This window comes from Demequina mangrovi (assembly GCF_000759715.1).
Taxonomy (GTDB): domain Bacteria; phylum Actinomycetota; class Actinomycetes; order Actinomycetales; family Demequinaceae; genus Demequina; species Demequina mangrovi.
In genome coordinates, this window is sequence record NZ_BBLU01000015.1 from 16,716 (window position 1) to 39,515 (window position 22,800).

Annotated in this window: 9 protein-coding genes; 7 read left to right on the forward strand and 2 right to left on the reverse strand. The window is 68.3% G+C overall.

What is annotated here, in order from left to right; genetic code table 11:
- Positions 1–29: 29 nt before the first annotated feature.
- Genes drmD through drmC form a run of 5 tightly spaced genes read left to right on the forward strand, consistent with a single transcriptional unit; the run spans position 30 to position 13,671 of the window.
- Entirely contained in the window at positions 30–3,236 is a 3,207-nt protein-coding gene (gene drmD / locus TR42_RS11560; protein WP_042216014.1) for a DISARM system SNF2-like helicase DrmD, read from the forward strand.
- Entirely contained in the window at positions 3,226–7,170 is a 3,945-nt protein-coding gene (locus tag TR42_RS11565) for an Eco57I restriction-modification methylase domain-containing protein (protein WP_042216016.1), read from the forward strand. Before drmD ends, TR42_RS11565 begins: the two co-directional genes overlap by 11 nt.
- On the forward strand, positions 7,170–10,871 hold the full coding sequence (gene drmA / locus TR42_RS11570; protein ID WP_052406026.1) for a DISARM system helicase DrmA: 3,702 nt from the start codon (positions 7,170–7,172) through the stop codon (positions 10,869–10,871). The genes TR42_RS11565 and drmA overlap by 1 nt, the downstream gene beginning before the upstream one ends.
- Entirely contained in the window at positions 10,868–12,964 is a 2,097-nt protein-coding gene (gene drmB, locus TR42_RS11575) for a DUF1998 domain-containing protein (protein WP_236623437.1), read from the forward strand. Before drmA ends, drmB begins: the two co-directional genes overlap by 4 nt.
- A complete protein-coding gene (gene drmC / locus TR42_RS11580) occupies positions 12,964–13,671 on the forward strand; it encodes a DISARM system phospholipase D-like protein DrmC (RefSeq protein WP_052406028.1) in 708 nt (235 codons plus the stop codon). Before drmB ends, drmC begins: the two co-directional genes overlap by 1 nt.
- A 49-nt stretch (positions 13,672–13,720) precedes the next feature.
- Here the strand turns inward: drmC and TR42_RS11585 are convergent, their stop codons facing one another.
- A complete protein-coding gene (locus TR42_RS11585; RefSeq protein ID WP_143058982.1) occupies positions 13,721–15,277 on the reverse strand; it encodes a hypothetical protein in 1,557 nt (518 codons plus the stop codon).
- 387 nt (positions 15,278–15,664) lie between these two features.
- On the opposite strand from TR42_RS11585, the gene TR42_RS11590 reads away from it, so the two are divergent.
- Positions 15,665–19,006 carry a helicase-related protein gene (locus TR42_RS11590; protein WP_042216019.1) on the forward strand — a complete coding sequence of 1,114 codons (3,342 nt, stop codon included), beginning with the start codon at positions 15,665–15,667 and terminating at the stop codon, positions 19,004–19,006.
- On the forward strand, positions 19,006–20,964 hold the full coding sequence (locus TR42_RS11595) for an AAA family ATPase (RefSeq protein ID WP_042216020.1): 1,959 nt from the start codon (positions 19,006–19,008) through the stop codon (positions 20,962–20,964). Before TR42_RS11590 ends, TR42_RS11595 begins: the two co-directional genes overlap by 1 nt.
- A gap of 21 nt (positions 20,965–20,985) precedes the next feature.
- Here the strand turns inward: TR42_RS11595 and TR42_RS11600 are convergent, their stop codons facing one another.
- Complete coding sequence (locus tag TR42_RS11600; RefSeq protein WP_052406030.1) at positions 20,986–22,752, reverse strand: DUF262 domain-containing protein; 1,767 nt, start codon at positions 22,750–22,752, stop codon at positions 20,986–20,988.
- Positions 22,753–22,800 lie beyond the last annotated feature (48 nt).

The window sequence follows — 22,800 nt, forward strand, 5'->3', positions numbered from 1 at the left end:
GAAGTGAAGAACTGGGGGCAGGGAACTTGATGACGAGTTCAACCGCAATCGAGGACAAGGCGTCCCACACCGTCGAGGTGCCGGCGACCGGCAGCATCGTGAACGTCCGCGGAGCGCGATGGACGGTCACCGACGTGACGGCGCAGTCGCTGCCGCGGAGCAGCGCCGACGATGGTCGCGCCGAGCTGCAGCACGCGGTGACGATGCAGTCGGTCGAGGAGGACCACTACGGCCGCGAGCTCACTGTCATCTGGGAGCTCGAACCGGGCAAGAGGGTCATCCACGAGCAGGGGCTCCCGACCGCGCTCCGGGCCAACCAGTTCGACGACCCGACCACCTTCGCCGCCTATGTCGACGCCCTGCGTTGGGGCGCGCTCACCAGCGCCGACCCCAAGACCCTGCAGGCGCCGTTCCGCAGCAGCGCCTCCGTCGAGGCGTATCAGCTCGAGCCGCTGCGCCGCGCGATCGACTCCCCGCGCGCGAACATGCTTCTCGCGGACGACGTTGGCCTCGGCAAGACCATCGAGGCCGGCCTGGTCATCCAGGAGCTGCTGCTTCGCCACCGCGCGCGCTCGGTGATCGTCGTGTGCCCCGCGGGCCTGGTGATCAAGTGGCAGGAGGAGCTGCGCGACAAGTTCGGCCTCCAGTTCGAGATCGTCAACTCCGCGACGATGAAGACGTTCCGACGCACCTTCGGGGTGCATGCCAACCCCTTCCGCGTGTACCCGCGCGTCATCGTGTCAATGTCGTGGCTCCCGTCGCCGCGCGCCGAGCGCATGCTCGAAGAGGTGTACGCGAGCGTTAACGATGCGCGCACGGCCGATCGCCGCGCGTTCGACGTCCTCGTGGTCGACGAGGCTCACCACATCGCCCCCGCGACGCCCAGCCGAGCGAACGCCGACAAGGCGCGGTATGCGGTCGACAGCCAGCGCACCATCGCGGTGCGGCGCCTCGCCGAGCTGTGCGAGCACCGGCTCTTCCTCAGCGCCACCCCGCACAACGGTTACACGGAGTCGTTCACGGCGCTGCTCGAGATGATCGACCCGCAGCGCTTCGCGCGTGGAGCCGATCTCGACGAGCAGGCGCTCAAGCAGGTCGCCGTGAGGCGCCTCAAGCGGGACCTCCCCGACGAGGGCTTCCGCCTCCGCGAGGTCAAGCCGCTCTGGTTCGACCCCACCGCCGACGAGTCAGAGGCCTACGAGCGGCTCATCGCGTTCACCCGTCGGCGCAATGCCGCGGTCCAGCAGGAGCGCGGGAAGCGGGCGCTGGACCTCGCGACGATCATCCTGAAGAAGCGCTTCTTCTCCTCCCCCGTCGCCTTCGCCGCCACGGCCCAGGCCTACCTCCAGGCGCGTGGGGACGAGGACGTGCGGCTGCCCGACTATGACGATGTGCTGGGCGACGAAGCGTCTGACGAGGAGGAGGGCCGCGCGGAGCAGCCCGAGCTCGAGGCGCTGAGGAACGCGAAGCGCGCTCAGGTGGGGCTGACCCAGAAGGACATCGTCGATCTGGAGGAGCTCATCGCGTGGGGCAACGGCTACGACGGCCAGCCCGATTCGAAGCTGGCGTCGCTGATCAAGCTGATCGAGGGCGAGCTTCACATTCCAGGCTTCGGCTGGACCAACGAGCGGATCGTCATCTTCACCGAGTATGTCACCACGCTCGAGTGGCTCCGTGACGTGCTCGAGTCGCGTGGGCTCGGAGGGGACCGCCTCGCGGTCATCGACGGTTCCACGGACGCCGAGACCCGTGAGGACATTCGCGCGCGCTTCACCGCACCGCCGAACGAGGAGCCGGTCCGGATCCTGCTCGCCACCGACGCCGCGGGCGAGGGCATCGACCTGCAGACCTACTGCCACCGCCTCGTCAGCTTCGACATCCCGTTCAACCCGAACCGCCTGGAGCAGCGCATCGGCCGCATCGACCGGTACGGCCAGGAGGAGACCCCGCTGGTGTGGCACCCGCGGGCCAGCAAGCAGAACACCACCGACTACGCGAAGGACAACGATCTGCTTGCGAGGCTCGCGAGCAAGATCGCGAACTCCGAGCACGATGGCGTCTCGGCGAACGAGATCATCGCGCCGGACCTCCAGCGGGAGCTCGGTTTCGGCGACGCACCCGCACGCAAGTCGCAGGCCGACGCCGGGGGTCAGGTCATCAATCGGGTGCTTCAGGCGGAGCACTCGCTCGGTCGCAGCCTCACCCGCCTTGCCGAGCGCCTTGAGGACTCGCGTGACCGGATGCATCTTCACGAAGGCAACCTGCTCCGAGTTCTGCAGGAGGGCCTCCGCATCTCGGGTCAGCCGGAGCTCGTCGACGTCTACGACCCGCGGGAAGAGGCGCAGCTTTTCGAGGTGCCGGCAGGGCTCTCCAAGACCTGGGTTCCGGCGCTCGCGGGACTCGCCACGCGCCTCGCGAAGGACGTGATGCGGCCCATCACATTCGACGAGGAGCGTGCTCGACATCGCACGGATGTCGTGTACGCGCACCTGGGCCACCCGCTGATCCAGCGCGCGGCTCGCGAGCTCCGCGGTCAGGTGTGGACGCGAACGGAGCACATCCGGGGCGTCAGCGCCGTGGTGATCGACGGCCTGGACCAGTCGTTCGCCGCCGGCGTCGCGCGCCTGGTGCTCGTCGGCGAGGGCGGCACCCGCCTCCACGAGGAGGTCTTCCTCGCAGGCACGCGACTGTCCCGCCGCCAGGAGCTGGGAATCGAGAAAGCCGAGGACCTCCTGTCCTCCTCCCTGGACGGCACCCGGCTGAGGCAACCGTCGCCTACGGTCCTCGAGAGCCTCGCGGCCGAGTGGACCGCCGAGGCCGGAGACACGGACGGTCTCCGCAGCCGCGTCATCACAGCGATCAACCGGCGCGCGGATCGGCTTCGGTCCGAGGTCGAGGAGGATCTGCAGGCACGCCGCGACGCTGATCTCGCCGCGGTCGAGGAGATCTTCTCTCGGTTCCGCTCCACCCTGGAGGGCACCCTCGCCGCCGCCGAGCAGGCACGCGCGACGGGCGAGGAGCTGCTCTTCCAGCTGCCCGAGGAGAAGAGACAGCGCGAGACCGATCTGGCGCGAGTCCGCACCCGCCTGTCGCACCTTGCTGATGAACTGCATACCGAACGCGACGCGGTCGAGCGGCGCTATCGCGATGTGCAGCCGCACAGGTTCGTCGCCGCGCTCGTGTTCGCGCTCACCCCCGAAGACGCCGAGAAGTTGGAGGCCGCCGGTGCCCGTTGATGTGTGGGAGTGGCTGTCGCTGATCGAGAGCGACGGTCCGTTCCTGTCGAAGGCCGCGCTCAAGTCGTTCTACCCCTCGGGTCTCCCCAAGCCCGACTCGAGCGTCGATGACGTCAACGCGGTGTTCGTCGACGAGTTCGTCCGGTGGTCATCCGCGTGGAACTCGGATGAGGCCACGTATGCGGCGGCGCGCGACCGCTGGGTCGAGGCCGTCCTCCGCACGTTGCTGGACTGGTCCGATGATCTGTCGCTCGCGCCGGAAGGCATCGCCACCGAGTCACCGAACGGCGCCGTCACCGTGCACCCGTGGGCCACCCTCACCGGCGACGACGGACCGGCGGCGCTCGTCACGGTCGTCGACCGGACGAGCAACCTCCGGTCGCCCGGCACGGATGGCTGGTCGGCGAACGCCATCGACCGCATGGCGGCGCTGCTTCGCGAGAGCGGCGTCAGCATCGGCATCGTCACCGACGGGCGCTGGTGGGCCCTGGTGTCCGCGGCGAAGGACGTGACGACCGCGAGCGGCGTGTGGGACGCCCTGCTGTGGCGCGAGGAGCGCCCCAGCCGCGACGCGTTCCTGGCCCTGGCCAGCTACACCTCGATCGCCGGCGGAAAGCCAGAGACGCGTCTCCGGCTCGTCTTCGAGCGCAGCGTCGCCAGCGCCGAGGAGATCACCGAGGCGCTCGGCGACCAGGTGCGGCGCGCGGTGGAGCTGGTGCTCCAGTCGATGTCGGACACGCACCTGCGCGCGATCGCCGCGGGTGAGGAGTCACCTCTCCCGGCCGACCCGAAGGCGGCCTACGAGGGTGCGGTCACGGTCCTCATGCGCATCGTCTTCCTGCTCTTCGCCGAGGAGCGCGGGCTGCTCCCCGAGCACGACCTGTACCGCACCTCCTACGCGATCTCCTCCGTGCGGGAGAGGCTTCAGCAGGAGGCGACTTCGACCTCCGTGGAGGCGCTCGATCACTCGTGGGAGACGTGGCACCGGCTGCTGGCGGCGAGCAACGCCGTCTTCGGCGGGGCGACGTTCCAGGACATGCGCATGCCCGCCTACGGCGGGTCGCTGTTCGACCCGTCGCGCTTCCCGTGGCTGCACGCAACCGACGCCAGTGGACGCCTCCGCGTGCGGCTCACGGACCGCGCGATGCTGGCGGTCCTGCGAGCAGTTCAGACCATCGAGGATGGCGCGATGCAGCTGTCCTTCCGTGATCTCGATGTCGAACAGATCGGATATGTCTACGAGGGCCTGCTCGGCTACTCCGCCGAGTACGTGCCCGAGGTGACCGTCGGCCTCCAGGGCAAGGCCGGGTTCGAGCCCGAGATCGCGCTCACCGAGCTGGAGACCATCGCCGCGTCCGCATCGGCCCCTGCCGATTTCGCGAAGCGCCTCGTCGACCACCTGAAGAAGACCCAGGAGCAGTCCAAGCCCAAGACGGCGAACCAGATCGCGAAGGCGTTCGCAGCGGACGATGCGGACGCCGCCGCGGATGCGCGCACGCGTCTCAGGCACGCCCTCCTCGGCGACGACGACCTCGCCGCCCGGCTTCAGCCCTTCCACGGGTTGATCCGCAACGACCTCCGCGGGTTCCCCTACGTCGTGCCCGCCGGCGGCCTCGTCATGACGGAATCGCCTCAGCGCGCCAACACGGGCACGCACTACACGCCGCGGTCCCTCGCGGAGGAGGTGGTGCTCCACGCGCTGCAGCCGCTCGTGTACTCCCCCGGTCCGCTCGACACGGAGGACAGCAGCGAGTGGAAGCTCAAGTCATCGGCCGAGATTCTGGACCTGAAGATCGCCGATATCGCGGCCGGCTCCGGTGCCTTCCTCGTCGCCGCGGCACGCTTCCTCGCGGACCGGCTCATCGAGGCGCGCGCCCACGAGGGCCTGGACGTCAGCGGCGAGGCCGACCTCAAGCGGTGGGCGGTCCGCGAGGTGGTCGCACGCTGCCTCTACGGCGCCGACATCAACGGCATGGCCGTCGAGATGTGCAAGCTCTCGCTGTGGCTCATCTCGATGGACCCCGGCAAGCCGTTCTCGTTCGTCGACGACCGCGTCTTCCACGGCAACTCCCTCCTCGGCGTCACCACCGAAGAGCAGCTCAAGGCGCAGCACATCTACCCTGAGCGGCGCCGCGGCCAGGGCGATCTCCTGCGCCTCGACGTCGACAAGGACCTGGACGATGCGGCGCGCATCCGCCGCGAGCTCGCGTCCGGGCAAGTCGACGACGCCGACCGCATGCGCTCGACCAAGGCGAAGCAGGCGCTCCTCGCCCAGGCGGAAAAGGTGACGGCCAAGCTCCGTGACGTCGCCGATGGCATCATCGCGGCCGGGCTGCTGGAGGGCGGCAAGGCGGGCACGAAGCTCGACGACAAGTACGTGGTGCTCGCGGATGCGCTGCGAGCCGCCTACCCCGACGGCGATGATGTCGTGCCTGACCGGACGAAGCTCGACGCCATCACCGACCGCGGGCTCACGCCGACGGTGGACACCGGCGAGGCGCGATGGAAACCGCTCCACTGGATCCTTGAGGCGCCGGATGTGATCCACACGCACGGAGGTTTCGATGCGGTTGTCGGCAACCCACCGTTCCTCCACAGCAAGAAGATCACTACATACTTCGGGAAGAACCTGCGCGACTTCGCGCAAAATTGTGTAGCGAACGGCCAATCTGGCGATGCAGACCTCGCCGCATACTTCCTCCTCCGCCAAACCATGCTGCTGCGTGACCGCGGCACCGTCGGCGTCGTCGCTACGAAGTCCCTGGTCCAATCCCACACCAAGATCGTCGGGCTTGATCAGGTACTTGCGTCAGGTTGTCGACTGATCTCGGCGAGCGCGCCCTTCGACTGGGGACCCAAAGGCGCGAGCGTGTCGGTGATCAAACTCTGGATTCAGAGAACTCGGTTGCCCAGCTCTGTGGGCGTTCCGATGGAGCCGAAGCAACCGCCCAAGCCCATCCCCGTTGCCGCCTATGTCGGGACCTATCCAAATGGGGATGGGTTCCGAGTACCGACTGCCGTAGCGCATCGATGGCTTGAGGAGCATCCATCGGTCGGCACGAATCTGGCGCCCTACGTCCGCGCCTCAGACCTCTCCAAGGGTGACGTCAGTCAGCCTGAGGAGTACATCATTGATCTGGACGGCCTGTCCGAAGAGGAAGCACGCTTGGTAGAACCCCTTTGGGAGCACCTGATGGCGCACCAGCGGCCGTGGCGCTCACGCCCCAAAGTCAAGCCACGGCTTGCGCAGTCGTGGTGGCACTTCGAGAGCTCTGCCACGGCGCTATACGAGGAACTGAGCACTTCGAGTCGGGCGATCGCGATCCCGAGGACAAGCAATCTGCTCATGCCAACTTGGGTCGACCCCGCTATGAAGTTCGATATGGGTGTGATCGTGTTCCCTCACGGAACGTGGGAGATCTATGGCCAGATCGCATCCAGCCTCCACTATCACTGGGTTGTTGAATACGGAGCCACAACCCGCGACGATCCCAGCTATGCACCGAGAAGGCTCTCGAACACGTTCCCGTGGACCGGCAATGTGCCTAACCTGGCGCCGATCAAGGAGTTCCGCGAGAGTCTGGACTCCTGCGTCGATGCGCTTGGTGGCCTCCGATCCGCGGTCAATGCAATGAACGACAGCACAAACTCAGACGCGAGCGTCGCCGATTTGCGCGGAAGCCTCGTTGCGCTCGACGGGGCAGTGCTTGAGGCGTTCGGCTGGTCGGACCTGCAACCCACGTATGACTTCCACACCCGAAAGAACCTGACTCGCTTCACTCTTGACGACTCGTCGCGCCGGGCGGTCCTTGAACGATTGATCTCCGAGAACCATCGTCGCGCAACGGCCGGGGTCACATCTGAGCACGGTACGAAGTCGACACGCGCGAAGACCCTCGCGGACACCGCGAAGCCCGAAGGAGCGATGTTCTAGTGACCACTCCGATTGCGGGCACGTCCGCGCAGGTGCGTGACGAGCTCGGCGACCTGATCGCCCGCGACCTGGTTGGGCCGTGGGACGGACCCGACGAGACCATCGTCGGCACGCCCCGTGCCCGCTACCTGGCCGGCGCATTGGCGCCGATCGCGCTGCTCGACGGCGCGGCGACCACCGCATCGTCCACTCAGGACACGACCGCAGATGGCGCCAGCGATGTCCGCTCGGACGAGTCGCTCGCCGTGACCGACCTGTCGACCGCTCACGAGGTGCAGGGCGTTCCCGCCGACGAGGATGAGGCCGTCGGCGACGCCGCGGCGAAGGAACCCGACGAGGACCGCGGACCCGAGTCGAAGATCATCGCGCCCTCGTCCATGGGACTGCGGTTCCAGGTACCTGCGGAGACGGGCGTGCTCCGGTTCACCGCGCGGTGGGGACGGTACGCCGCACGCCGAGAGGCGGACGAGCAGGGCAAGATCCAGACCTTCTACGACCGCACCGCCTTCGAGAAGACGGCCGAGATCGACATCTCGCTGATCGCGGACGGCGGCTCGGTGGAGCGCGACGTCGCCGACGACGTGCGGGTCTCGGTCGAGGTGTTCGGCTACGAGGGGCGCCGCGTTGTGGAGGCGGCGCTGCTCAATACCGCCGTCACGGGCATCGAGCTGCCCCCGAAGTTGTGGCTGTTCCAGGCGGAGCTCGAGGTCTCGGATCCGGACGGCAGGGACGTCTTCCTGCCCACACGCGACGCGATGATCACCGACCGCGCCTCACGCGACCCCGAGGTGCGACGCCTCGACCTGCTGTACCGGGACCACCTCGAGTTCGCGGTCGGCCGGACCGCGTCCGTGGAATGGGACGTCTCCACCGCCGACCCGCGCCGCGCGACCGCGGTACGGACCACGTGGCTGCCCACCGCCGAGGTCCCGCAGACCCAGGCGCCCGCGGTGCCCGGCGCCGTGCTGAGCATGCGCGCCCTCATGGAGGCGTCTCCCGACGAGCTCACCTCGGGGCTCACCCCCCTGATCGACGGTTACGGCACCTGGCTCGCCGACCGGGAGGCCGAGAACGCCGAGCTTCCCGCATGGCTCCAGGAGCAGGGCCGCATCGGCCTTGAGGACGGCGAGGCCGCGTTGACCCGCCTCCGTGCCGGGCTTGCCTTGCTGGTGTCCTCCACGCAGGCTCAGCAGGCGTTCCGCTTCATGAACAGGACGATGCGCGATCAGCGCCTCCGATCGCAGGTCGCCGCCTTGCGCATCGAGCAGAAGGACCTATCTGTCGCCGAGGCCGTCGCAGCCGTCGACGCGCGCGGCGACAAGGCCGCATCGTGGCGTGCGTTTCAGCTCGCCTTCATCCTCATGCAGCTCCCGTCGGTGGTCGACCCGACCCACGTGCGACGCTCCAATGACTTCGCGCGCGCCGAGCTGCTGTTCTTCCCCACCGGTGGTGGAAAGACCGAGGCGTACCTCGGGCTCGCGGCGTTCACCTTCGCTATCCGTCGTCTCCAGGGCAAGGTCGAGACCCCCGACGGGCTGCTCGACGGCGGCGACGGCGTCGCGGTGCTCATGCGGTACACGCTGAGGCTGCTCACGTCGCAGCAGTTCCTGCGCGCCACCACGCTGATGTGCGCGGCCGAGCTGGTGCGCCGCGAGGACCCGGCGACATGGGGCGAGGCGCCATTCACCATCGGGCTATGGGTCGGATCGAGCGTCAGCCCCAAGCGGTACTCCGAGGCGGCCAAGCAGGTGAAGGACGTCCGCGAGAGCGATGGCAACTCCGCCTTCGGCCTCACTGTCCTCCAGTTCGACCACTGCCCCTGGTGCGGCACCGCGATCAACCCGAAGGCGAACGTCGAGGCCGACGGCGTCGAGAAGCGCATCCGCGTCTACTGCGGTGAGCGCCGCGGCCGCTGCCCCTTCGCTGCCGGCGGCTCTGCCGAGGTCGGGCTCCCGGTCCTCACCGTGGACGACGAGATCTACCGCCACCCGCCTACCTTCCTGCTGGCGACGGTGGACAAGTTCGCGCGGCTCGCCCGCGAGGGAGAGGCCGCCAGCCTGTTCGGCTACGTCGCGAAGAAGTGCCCGCGCCACGGCTACAAGCACCTCGATACCGACTCGACCGTGTGCGGAGCGGACTCCCACAACACCACGCACGCCAACGGTCGCACGTACCCTCCGACGCAGGTCGCGCCGGTCGGGCGGCTGCGCCCGCCGGACCTCATCATCCAGGACGAGCTCCACCTCATCACCGGCGCGCTCGGCACGGCCGTCGGGCTGTTCGAGGGCGCGGTCGACGTCCTGTCGAGCTGGGAGCTCGGCACCGGCGACGATGCGAAGCCCGTCAAGCCGCTCGTCATCGCATCCACCGCCACGGTGCGGAAGGCCGCCGAGCAGGTGCAGCGGCTCTACGCACGCGAGGTGGAGGTGTTCCCGCCGCAGGTGCTCAGCGTGAGCGACACGTTCTTCTCGAAGGAGGTGCCGCTCGATCAGGCGCCCGGGCGCCGCTACCTCGGCGTCTGCCTGCATGGGGCACGCCTGACCCTCGCCGAGATCCGCCTCAGCGAGATCCTCCTCCTCGCCGGGCAGAAGCTGTTCGACCAGCACGGCGCCGCGGCCGAGCCGTACATGACGCTAGTGGACTACTTCTCGGCCACGCGCGAGCTCGCGGGCATGCGCCGCTACCTCGAGGACGACGTCACGACCCGCGTGAGCAATCCTGACCGGTCTAGCGAGTACCCGAGGCGACGGACGCCGCTTGAGATCGGGGAGCTCACCTCCCGCATCTCCTCCGCTCAGATCGGCAAGACGCTCACGCATCTGGCGTCGACGTTCGAAGCGGATCAAGATACGACATCCGGTCGCGCGGCGATCAATGCGAGGCTCCGCGCCGGTGAGGACGTCCCCTACCGGGACCGCCCCTACGACGTCGTGCTCGCGACCTCGATGCTCCAGGTGGGCGTCGACGTCCCGAGGCTCGGCCTCATGATGATCGTCGGGCAGCCCAAGAACACCGCCGAGTACATCCAGGCCTCGTCCCGCGTCGGCCGTGACGGCGAGAAGCCGGGCCTGGTGGTCACGCTTGCCAACCGCGCACGGCCGCGCGACATGGCGCACTACGAGCAGTTCGAGCACTACCACGACACCTTCTACGCGAACGTGGAGGCGCTGTCCGTGACACCGTTCTCCGAGGCGGCGCTGGAGCGCGGCCTGACGGGGCTGATCGTGTCGGCTGCCCGCGTGGTCGAGGCGACTCAGGAGACCGCCGTGTCGCTCTCCCCCGACGCGAACGCGGGCGCGGGCCGCATCGTCTCCCGTCGCGCGGAGATCGATGCGCTCGTCGACAAGCTCGTCGCCCGCGTGTCGGTCGCTGCCGGCGAGGAGGACGCCGACGCGTCGGCGAGCATGAAGAGCAAGCTCGTGCTGCGCTTGGACAAGTGGACCGATCAGGCGACCGCGCAGTCCGGCGCACTGACGTACGCGAAGAAGACCCTGCCGCAGCAGCACGTCACGCCGCTGCTCGTGAGCCCCGAGGACAGCATCGGAGAGGAGGGCGACCGGCTCTTCCAGGTCGCCAACTCCATGCGCGAGGTGCAGCCGGAGATCGACCTGCTCGTGTCGCCATTCCCCGGCAAGCTCGCAGAACCGCCGACCGCGACGACTCCCGCCTGGACGTTCACCGCGAAGAAGGATGCGAAGTGACCGAAGACAACACCACCGCCGCTCCCCCGACCGCGGTCGCCCCCGAGCCGGGAGTCGGCGTCGCGGGCGATGTGGCCGACCCGTATGCCGGTGCCGGCGAGCCGAAGAACCGCGCGCGCGTCGGGTCGATCCGGCCCAACGCCATGCTGTTCACGTCCGGCATCGGCGCGACCGTCGACCTCCCGCAGGCCGCCGTGATGCCCCAGGGCATCGATGCATGGGACAAGGCGTATGCGCGCATGGGTGGCGAACCGCCTCTCGTGCTCGTCCCGCGCCTGCTCGAGGCGGTCCGACGGCAGCTCGGCAACCAGGTCGGCGAGCTGCGCCAGCCGCCGTGGCTGCCGGACGAGCTCGGCGGAGACACCACGCCGATCGGCATCCCCACTCGCGTCTTCCCGCAGTGGCTCAGGTGCACGGGGTGCGACATGCTCGCGCCGGTGTCCGCCACCGCGTTCGAGTTCGAGAACACCCGCAAGCATCGTCCCGACCTCGCGCGGTTCATCCACCGGGGCTGCAAGGGACGTCTCAACAAGCAGGGCGTCTCGAGCCAGAAGGCACGCGCCCGCGTCGCCGTCCCCGCGCGCTACCTGATCGCGTGCACGAACGGGCACCTCGACGAGTTCCCCTACGTCGACTGGGTCCACGGTGCCGACAAGCACCGGCAGGAGTGCGTCGCGCAGCCGAAGATGCGGATGCTCGAGTGGCGCTCGAACCTCGGACCCCAGGTGTCGATCGAGTGCGTCAACTGCAAGGCGCGGCGCAACGTCGCCGAGCTCACGCGGGCCGGCGGCGAGGCATCGTTGCCGAACTGCCGAGGACGCCACCCGCACCTGCCCTCCTACGCCACCGCGGACGACCCGTGCAAGGGCGAGGTGCGACTCATGCTGCTCGGCGCGGCGAACCAGTGGTTCCCCGCGACCGTCAGCGTCCTGGTGCTGCCGTCCCGCAAGGTTCCCCAGCCGGCCGACACGGTCACCGAGGTCCTCGGCCTGCCGCCCGCCCAGCTCGCCGACCTGCAGTCGATCGACGATGTGAAGGCATGGAAGAAGTTCGGACCCAAGGTCATGACCGGAAAGTTCGACGGCATCACAGACGAGGAGCTCTGGACCGCGGTGCAGATCGCGCGCGGCGATCTTCCGCCCGTGGTGCCCGCGTCCGCCGAGCCCATCGGCTACGACCCGAACTACTTGCTCGCTCCCGAATGGGAGTCGCTCACCCACCCCACAGAGTTCCTCACCGAGGACCGGCGCAACGGCTTCAAGGTGCATCCGGTGCCCGTCGCATCGTCCCTCAGTCCGGTGGTGGGCGAGGTGGTCGCCGTCGACCGCATCCGGAAGGCGAATGCCTTCATCGGGTTCACACGCATCGATGCGCTTGATCGGGTGGGCGACGACGCGACGCGGATCGCCCCGATCGCGCTCTCCGGGAAGCCCGCATGGGTCCCCGCCACCGAGGATCGCGGCGAGGGCGTCTTCCTGCGGTTCGACGAGGAGCATGTCGCAGCGTGGGAGGCCGCGGTCCTGAGAAGCGACGTGTGGGCGGCTCACTGCGCGGCGCACGAGCGGAACCTCGAGCGCCGGCAGAGCCGCACCGCGGTCGTGCTCAACGCCGACGAGCGCATGCCGCCGCCGCGCTACTGGGCACTGCACACACTGTCGCACCTGCTGATCCGCGAGATGGCGATGTCGAGCGGGTATGGCTCGGCGTCGCTGTCCGAGCGCCTCTATGCGTGGCGCGCCTCGGAGGGCCGCGACCCGGCGGCCGGCATCCTCATCACGACCACGTCGCCCGACAGCGAAGGCACCCTCGGCGGACTGGTCGACCTTGCGCGGACGCAAAGGCTCGAATCGGTGATGCACGACGCGCTGCATCGTGCACAGCGATGCTCGTCCGACCCGATCTGCGCGCACCGCGTGCCCAAGGGGCAGGAGGACTTCCTCCACGGTGCGGCGTGCCATTTCTGCGCATTCCTGTCCGAGACCTCCTGCGAGCGCGCGAACCGGTTCCTGGACCGTCGCTTCGTGCTCGGGCTGCATGGCGGGTCGCTCGACGTGGCCCCGCTGCTGGCCGGCGTGACGGTGGACGCCGGCTGATGGCGGACCCGTTCGTCGAGCTCGCCTCCGCGCTTTCGCCTGCGCTGGCTCTGAAGATCGCGTCGGGGCTCGAGATCGACGGACGGCTGTCGAAGGCGCTCGACAAGCTGCCGGCCGATTCGCCGGCGCGGCCGGCGCTGCGGGCCGCTCATGAAGCGGTGGGCGGTCCCGTTCTTGCGGGAGTGCTGCGGGGATTCGCAGTGGCCGCCGATGCAAACGCGACCGATATCAGGGCGGTCTGGAGCGGGCCCACGTTCGAGGGCGACGGCGACCACACCACGTCGGCGCTCGCGCACCTGATCGACGACGCGAAGGAGGACGTGTTCGCTTCGACCTTCTCCGCGACGTCGGACTCACCATTCGTCGACGCGCTCTGGAGAGCAATCGCTCGGGGGGTCCAGACGACCTTGCTCGTGGACTCGTCTGTCAACAGGGGTGCAACGGCTGCAATGCTTCGCGAGAGGCTTTCTGGGGCACGGTTCTGGACCTATCGGCCGCCCGGCGGCTCATATGGGGTCCAGCACTCGAAGGTTGTGATCGTCGACTCCCGCAGAGCGTTCGTGACCAGCGCGAATCTCTCAACCGCAGGCGCCGAGCGAAACCTCGAAGCTGGTGTGATCGTCAGCGACGCCGCATTCGCATCCAATATGCGGCAAAGACTCTCAAGCCTCCATGCCAAGGGCGTGGAAGTCGTCGATCTGCCCTAGCCGACCCCGCTCGCAAGCCAGCTTCCGCGGTCATCGCCAACGACCTCGCCTAGCGCCCCGTTTCGATTGCCGGTGGATCTACCGCCTGTGGCAGGTGCGCACTCAGGGTCACGCGCTCGCGCTCCGGCAACGAGATCCTGCTCTGCACGAGAGCAAGGAACGTCAGGACCTTCCCTGCCGCCACCACCTCCTGCGGGAACTCCCATACGAGGTTGCGGTCCCTGGTGATGACGTCGACGTCAATGCGGGACTTGGCCGGCTCGGGGTGGAGTCGGAGATAGCGGACATCTTCATTCGCAAACTCGTGGGCGAACTGGCCAAACTTGTCAAAGTCGCTCTTCTTCGCGACCAGCACGCGCTGATTCGTGACGGCAATGATCGCGTCACCCGTCTTGAGCTCCTTCGCCCGGGCAATCGCTTCGAGCGTCTCCCCGCGGCGCATCGTCCAACCGATCACCGGGAGCACGTGGTCCCCAAGTGGATCGTCGCCTACACACGCGGTCGCGGGCATCGTTGCCGGCTCCTTGGGTCCGCCCAGGTTGGCACCGAGAGATTCGACGACTGCGACGAGCTGGCCCGCTATCCGAGCAGAGGCCTTCGCATCACTGCCCTTTCCGAACACCGGCAATGTCCGGCCACCGGGAAGCGCTGCGATGATGCTGACCTCCCGGTGCACGCTGTCGAGGAGCTCGGCGAGGCTCTGGACCGAGCGGTCGTACTCCTCACGGGCCTCGGCGACGATCCGCTCGACAAGCGCTCCGTTGGCGCCATCGGGATCGACTTTGCTTCGCACATTGCTCGCACGCAACGCCTGGTACTGAAACCATGCGTTCTGCGCCACGATCAGCGAATACGCATCGTGGGCAAGCGCCTGTCCGCTGTTCTGAAGATACTCCCGGCGCTTCTGGTGATCGCGTGTCGCCCGGAGTATCTCCGCGTGGCCGGCGATGAGCTTGCCGAACAAGTCGCGCTGCTTCTCGAGCTCCGCCTCCTTGCCGCTGATGTTCTCCCACACCGCATCGCTCGCCGACCCGACATGCATCGCCTCCCCTACCGCCTTGGAGACCGCCCGCTGGAGCCCGTGCAGCTCCGACCACTGCTCGGCACGCACGGTGCCAAGCAGTTCCCGCGTCACGGCGAGGTTCCGCTCGACCAAGCCGGAGATCTGGTTGAGCTGCATCTGGATCGCCGCCATGGCGATAGCGGGTCCGGCTGCCGCGACGATCGATGTCGCGGTCGCCCCAGCGGCGGGCGCCCAGCGCACTTGCGCCGCGAACTTCCCACCCTGCGACGTGAGAACGCCCAGGTTGTACGAGCCGTCCTTGACCACGTTCGCGCCCGTCGCGAGCGCGCGCATGGTCTCAGGGGCGAGGCGAATCAAGCCCTGAGCCTGCATCGCGGCGTTCGCGCCCTGCGCCGCGACATTCGCCACGCCGGTCGCCTGGGCCACGGCATTCTCGATCGCACGGCGGTCCGCCTCGGGCACGAGCGTCAGCGGCGTGACCTCGTAGCCTTCCGGCGGAACGCCGAATACGAGCGCGGTTCCCGGTGCGATCTCGACCAGGCTGGTTCCGGCTTCCTGCGGCGTCACGCCTTCCGCATCCATCGGCGCCTCCATCCATCCCATAGCTACCGAACGGCTGTCACGCACGATAGTGGACGATGGATGCGCACGGGCAGCGACCACGCCTCGCTGGCCGCGCGCGCTATCGGCCGGACGACGACAGCAGTCACTTTGGCCGAGGTCCATGCGGGAAGCGGGAACGGCTGCTCGATTGCAGAAATCGGTGGCTGGACCACATCCTGCCGCCGCGCGTGAGCCGCTTGTACTTTGCCACGCGATGAGGAGCACCCGCAGCAGACGCAGGACCCTCCGCGAGCGCGGGCAGTGGCCCACGCCACAAATGCTTGGCCCTGTCGGCCCCTTCTCCTAGGGTCATCGCAAGACATCGTCCGCCGCGCAGATGCGGCGGAAGGCTGAGGGGACCACACGATGACGGGCGAGTTTCGCTACCACCCGGCGAGCGACGACGTGCGCGCGCACCTGCACTCCGACGAGCGCGCGCGCCTGGTCGTGATTGACACCCGGATCGACGACGTGGTCGACCACGTACGCGAGGCCCGATGGCTCGACGTCCCCGACGCGGCCGTGCCTTCCGGCGTCTACACCTTCGACGGGCTACCCGAGCCGCTGGTGCTCTTCGTCCCGCTCGGCGCGCCCGCCACCGACGGCGATCGCGTCGACGTCACCGGCATCACCGAGGACCACCCGCTCGCGGAGGCCTGGCGTTGGGCCGAGCACTGGTGGGAGGCCGCCACCCCCGTCCCGGCACCCAAGTACCGCGTCAACGAGACCGTGATGCAGGCATCGTCCGGCATGGAGCTCACCCCCGCGCGACGCCAGTTCGCGCACGGACGATGGACGTACCGCGTCACTGTCGACGGCTCGACCCGATGGGAGCCTGAGTCGGGGCTCTCCCCCACCGAGGTCGACGACGATCCCGAGACCTGGGTGACGCAGCCCGCCGCGGACGTCGCACGCTTCGCCGCCACCCTCACGCGCGCGAAGCTCCAAGGCCGGTTCACCGACACCCTGTTCTCCTTCCGCGCGACGCGCACGATCTTCCGGCCGTACCAGTTCAAGCCCGTGATGAAGCTGCTGCAGACGGGAAAGGACCGCATCCTCATCGCCGACGAGGTGGGTCTCGGCAAGACCATCGAGGCCGGGCTCGTGTGGACCGAGATGGAGGCGCGCGGCGAGGCGGACCGCGTGCTCGTCGTCTGCCCCTCCTCGCTGCTGGGCAAGTGGGAGGAGGAGATGGAGGAGCGCTTCGGACTCGAGCTCGACGAGCTCGACATGGCCGGCCTCGAGAAGTTCAAGACGCGCCATCTCGAGGGCCGGCTCCCCCGCCGCTTCCGCTACATCACCAGCCTCGAGCGCCTCCGCACCTGGCAAGGCCTCGACCTCCTCGCCGAGAACCCGCCGGACCTCGACCTGGTGATCGTCGACGAGGCCCACACGATGCGCAACGCCGGTACCAAGTCCAACCACACGGGCTCGCTGCTGCAGGCGTGGAGCGACGCGATCATCTTCCTCACCGCCACGCCCATCAACCTCCGACAGCAGGACCTCTACAACCTGCTCGAGCTGCTCGTTCCCGAGGACGTCGAGAGCTTCGACGACCTCCTCGAGGCGCTCAAGCCCAACGCGGCGCTCAACGCCGTCGGCCGGCTGCTCACCGACCCAGAAGCCACCGCAGCCGACAGGACCGCAGCGCTCGCCGACCTGCCGCCGTCACCGCGCAGCACCTACATGCGCGGTCGGCCCGACTTCGCGAGACTCATGGAGCTGGTCGCCCAGCCGAGCCTCGCGCCGACCGACGTGGTCGAGGCGCGCCGCCTCATCGCGGACCTCAACACGCTCTCAACCGTGATCACGCGCACCAAGAAGTCCGAAGTCGACGAGAACAAGGCCACGCGCTCGGCCCACTGGCAGGAGGTCGTGTGGACCGACGCCGAGCGCACCTTCTACCGCGAGTACCTCGAGTGGTGCCAGGCCCGCGCCGACGCTGCGGAGATGCCGATCTACTTCTCGCAGCAGATGCCGCTCCGACTCGCCAGCGCGTGCCTGCCCATGGCACGGCGCGCGGTGCTCGACTGGTCGCCGGCGCTGTTCGAGTCTGATGAGACGGACGATGCGACCGTGGCGGAGATCTCGCCGTCGCGCCTCGTCGAGCCCCACCGCGAGCTGGTCGAGGCAGCCCACGCGCTCGACACCCACGTCGACTCCAAGTTCGACCAGCTCGAACCGCTGGTGGCGCAGCTCGCCGCCGAGGGGCGCCGCGCTCTGCTCTTCACCTTCTCGCGGCCCACGCTCGCGTACCTCGAGAACCGGCTCCGGGGACGCTACCGCGTCGCCGTGCTGCACGGCGGCGTCGACCGCCGGGCCCGGCGCGAGGTCATGACCGACTTCCGTGCCGGCCGCTACGACATCGTCCTCGCGAGCAAGGTCGCGAGCGAGGGCCTGGATTTCGAGTTCTGCTCGGCGATCATCAACTACGACCTCCCGTGGAACCCCATGGAGATCGAGCAGCGCATCGGCCGCATCGACCGCATCGGCCAGGCCGAGTCGAAGATGCTGGTCGCGAGCTTCCACAACGAGGAGACCATCGACGAGCGGATCGTCGCGCGCGTCCTCGACCGGATCAGGATCTTCGAGGACTCGATCGGCGCGCTCGAGCCGATCGTCAACGAGCAGATGAAGACGCTCATGCACGCGTTCGACTGGAACCTCTCGGAGGCCGAGCAGGCCCGCAAGATCGACCAGGCGATGACCGCCATCGAGGAGCAGAAGGCGGGCCTGCGCGATGTGGCCGATGCCTCGACCGCGCTGCTGGTCGGCAACGACGTCGACGTGTCCGGGCTCGAGGACGAGCTTGAGCGCTCGGGGCGATACGTCGGCCAGTTCGAGCTCGCGCACCTCATCGCGGACTGGGCCGCCACGGACGGCGCTCCCGGTATCGCCATCTCCCCCGACCGCACGAGCGTGAGCGTCCGCGGCAACGCCGAGATGGCCGCCCGTGTCCAGGCGCTCACCACGACCACCGGGCGTTCACGCGCCGAGGTGGACCCTTACGCCGATCGCCTGCGAGCCGGCATCGAGCAGCACTTCGCGCTCGACCAGGAGCTCGCGCGCGCCGGCAGCCTCGACCTGCTCTCCGCGACCCACCCGCTGGTGATCGCCGCGACCGCCGTGCCGGGTCGCAAGCACGTGCGGTTCACCCACGCGAGCACGCGCCGCCACGACGAGAGCATCCCCACCGGCACGTTCCTCGTCGCGCTCGCCCGCGCCGCCTATGCGCCACGGGGCGAGTCGGAGCTTTGGGCCACCGCCGTCACAGCGCAGGGTCGCCACGACACCGGCGGCGTCGAGTCCGCGCTCCTCGCGGCACTCGCCCGCGGAGACCTCCGCGCGCCGTCGCGAGCGATCGCCGACGGGCTGCCGATGCGGCAGCTCGCGGCGCGTGCGATGAGCCATCTCCACGACCGGCATGCGCGCCGCATCGACGAGCTTCAGGCCGATGCGGTGGCGCAGGCCGAACTGCGCCGCCAGACGCTCGACGAGCAGCACGAGCGCAAGATGTCATCGATCATGCGGCGCATCGCCACCGCTCGTGAGCGCGGCGTCACCGCCGGACAGCTCAAGGGCTTCGAGGGCATGCGCCGCAAGGCTGAGAGCCGCCACGCGGAGCTGCAGGCGAAGCTCGATCTCGAACGGTCGCCGAGCATCAGCCTCGAACCGATCGCCGTCTGCGTGCTCGAGGTGACCGCCTGATGAACCGCGAAGAGACCATCGTCAACGAGCGCGCCCGCGAGGCCGTCTACCGGCGAGCGCTCGAGGTCCGCGCCAGCCGCACCGTCGCGACCCAGGGCCCAGCGAGCCAGGCGTGGACACGCACCGGCACCGTACGCCTGGCCGAGATTCCCGAGGGCGTCCTCATCGGCCGGGTCGCGCTGGCCGAGCCCAACGCCGATGTCCCCACGGGCGACTACTACGTGGGCAGCGCGTTCCACCAGGGAGACCACTTCACGGTGTTCAACTGGGCGGCGCGCGTCGCGGCGACATTCTTCGCCGACACCGGGCACGACTGGTGCGCCGATGTGGTGGGTCGCCGGAGTTTCGCGCACGAAGGCGACCGCATCGCGGACTTCGAGGACATACGTTTCGAGGGCGCTACTGGCGGACCACTGTTCCAGGCCCGGCGGCTCACCGTTCCCAAGGCACCTGCCCGTGCGCTCCCGACCCCGGTCGCGGCGCCCGCCGCCTCGCCGGTATCGACGCCGATGCCGGCGCCGGTCGCCGAGCCCACCTCGCATCGTGCCCCCGACGCGCCGGCGCCCCGGGCTGGCGCGCCGCTGCGCGCCGAGGGATTGCTGCGACGTCAGCTCCGTGCGCCGCGAACGGGCCACCTCGGCGCCGTGCTCGCGACGCTTCAGCCCGACCAGTACGACCTCGTGACCCGCCGGGCCGACGAGGATCTCATCATCGAGGGCCATCCGGGTACGGGCAAGACCGTCATCGCCGCGCATCGTGCCGCATACCTGGTGTCACGCGCCGACCACGAGCTCGACGAGGGCGATGCGCCCGTGCGTCGGGTGCTGCTGGTCGGCCCCACGGACGAGTACGCCGACCACGTGCGTCCGGCGATCGACCGGCTCACGGGCGGGAGCGATGCAGTGGACGTGATCTCGCTGCGTCGGCTGCTCGCGACGCTCGCAGGCGTCCCCGACGTCCCCGAGGGGCGCGCGATCACGCGCATCGAGGATGGTGCGAGCGAGATCTTCTCCTTCGCGCACGCCGCGGCGAGGATCCACCGGAAGCAGCAGGCCGCCCGTAATCGCACCACGATGCGCCTGCGCGACGCCTACGACGTACTGCGGGCGAACGGGACAGCGCAGGAGCCGATCACGCGCGATCCGGAGTGGGACCGGTACTTCGCGAACCTTCCGCGCTTCGAGTCGGCGCGGATGTCGCGGATGCTCGCGCCGATGCTGGCCGCGATCGGATGGCACCTGTCCTCCGAGAACCCCTACGCCGGCTACGACTGCTTCATCGTCGACGAGGCGCAGGACGTCATGGCGGCCGAGTGGGCGCTGCTCGATGCGATCGCGACCGGCAACGAACGATGGACGCTGCTGGGCGATCTCAATCAGCGTCGGTCGGATGCGGCGCTCGCGTCGTGGACGCACGTGGGTGACCTGCTCGGGATCCTCGACGATGCCGGCGACGCGCCGGTGGCGACCATCAGCCGTGGGTACCGCTCGACCGCGCCGATCCTCGAGTTCGCAAACCGGTTGCTTCCCAAGGCTGAACGCGCAGTCCGGTGTGTGCAGACACTCGGTGCTGAGGTCCAGATCGCACGCGTGCGCACCGCGACGCTCCACGATGAGGCCGTGACCCGGGCCGCAAGTCTTGGCACGCGCTACCCCGACGGCACGGTGGCGATCATCAGCATCGAGCACCCGGTGACCGAGCTCGAACTTACCAAGCGGCGCTGGCGCAAGGACCCTGATCACGCCTATCGCTGGACGCGGGAGGGCCAGTCGATCGACGTCCTCAACCCCAACTACGCCCGCGGCCTCGAGTGGGACGCGGTCGTGGTGGTCGAGCCTGCGCGCTTCCCGCAGAACTTCCTGCGGCACGGGCTGCTGTACACGAGCCTCACCCGCGCGAACCAGGAGCTGTGCGTGGTGCACAGCGAGGCGCTGCCGGAGGCGTTGCGGGGACGCTGATTCGACGCCGATTCGCCGGAGTCAGTCCCCCGACTGGGAGTCAACCACTCCGAGCGCCTCACCCAGAGCTCGCGATAGGAGCCCGCGCCGCGCATCGAAGAACTCCTCGAACTCATGGACCGACGTGGGGAGGTCCGGCAGGCGGTTTCGTGCCCGATAGGCGTCATGCGCTACGGGGTCGGGGTACTGCGTGCGTGACCACGACTCGGGATCCTTGTCCGACTTCGCGATGTTGACCAGTCCCTCGAGAAGCTGCAGATTCGCCAGCTGGTCGCGCTTGGCCTCGATGCGCTCGACTGCGGCGTCATCAAGTCCTGCGGATCGAAGAGCCTTGCGCGAGAGCAACGCAGCCGGAAAGACGTGATCAACGTGGTGAACATTTCGGGTGTCGACGTGCGGGAACAGCACAGCGAGCAAGGCGAAAGTGGAGCGCCCCCCGTATGTTCTCGAGAGCAGTTCGTCGACGCGATCCGGGGTCGGGTGCAGAGATTTGCCGCGCGCCGCCATCCGGCGCTCAAGCTCCTCTTCCGGGAAAGACTCAGCGCCATGAAGCTTGATGACATCGCGAAGGTCACGCAGCAGCGAATCCAGGCCCGAACCCCAGATGCCGGATGCGACGAGTGACCGGAGCACCCACTTCCGGATTGCCTCGCGATCTCCAGTTTCGCTAGGCGCCTCTCGGTATTTCTGGGTCGCCTCCCGGCGGTGAAGGTAGTAGGCAATGGGTATGACGACACTGTCCGCGGTCAGTGTCGCGTCGCTGAGGCCGAAGTCCGAGAGCAGCCCGACTGCCAGCTCAAGCGAATCTCCAACCCGATCCCACTGGTCATCAAGCACTGCCATGTTCTCCGAGGTGAAGTTCTTCACCTTGAAGCTGATGTCATTGACGTCGGTGAGCATCAGACCGGACTTCAGAACCAGGTCCTTGCTGAACGAGAAGCCCTGCCCGACGGCATTCAGCCGGTCGACCAGTCCGTGCACAGCCTCACGCGCGTCGCGCTCCTTCCACTGGGCCGTCGCAATCGACAGCAACAGATCAGAGTACGAAAGCACGGTGCCGCCCGAGTTCACACGGATGAAGATATCCAGGACTCGCTCGATGTCTTGCTCGGTCTCCTCGAACATATTGACCAGTGGCTCGACATGCACCACGTGCCATAGCTTGCCAAGCCTCTCGACAACAGCTTCGTCATTGCCTAGGCCCTGGCTGCTCGCCAGTTGGAACGCTTCGAACTGCGTGCGGGCATCATAGATCTTGCTCACGGGGAACCAGTAAGGACGCTCCGCAACATCAATCGACTCAAGCGCCGCGTCAGAGAAGAACCGAAAGTCGTAGACGAGCCCATCGTCGTTGTGCTCGGCCTCGCGTCCGGCGTGCAGAAAGAGCCGCGTCTCGGGGTACGCGCCAGCATCGGAGTATCGTCCCCACTTTCTCCGCTGCGCAAAGCTTCCTCGCAAGCCGATATTGAGGGAGGTGAGCCTCTGCTGCCCGTCGAGCACGGCGGTCGCGGGCTGCCCCGGCGCGAGGTCCGCAACTGGGTTGTGACGGTTCGACAACTCGTTGTAGTTCTTCATGAAGCCGTAAAAGCGGAACTGTGCCGCCGTCGCGGGCTCGACCTTCCACGACAGGAACCCGCCAATGGGGTAACCCCGCATGAGCGAGTCGAACAACCGGATGATTTGGCCCGGCCTCCACACATACTCCCGCTGGATCGCCGGGAGGATCAACTCCTGCTTCTGCACGCGCAGGAGGGTGTCGGCGACTGTCGTCTGCGGCATGTAACCCATGGGCCGACCATACCGACTGCCATGATGCGCGCTCGGACGCGCAGCCCG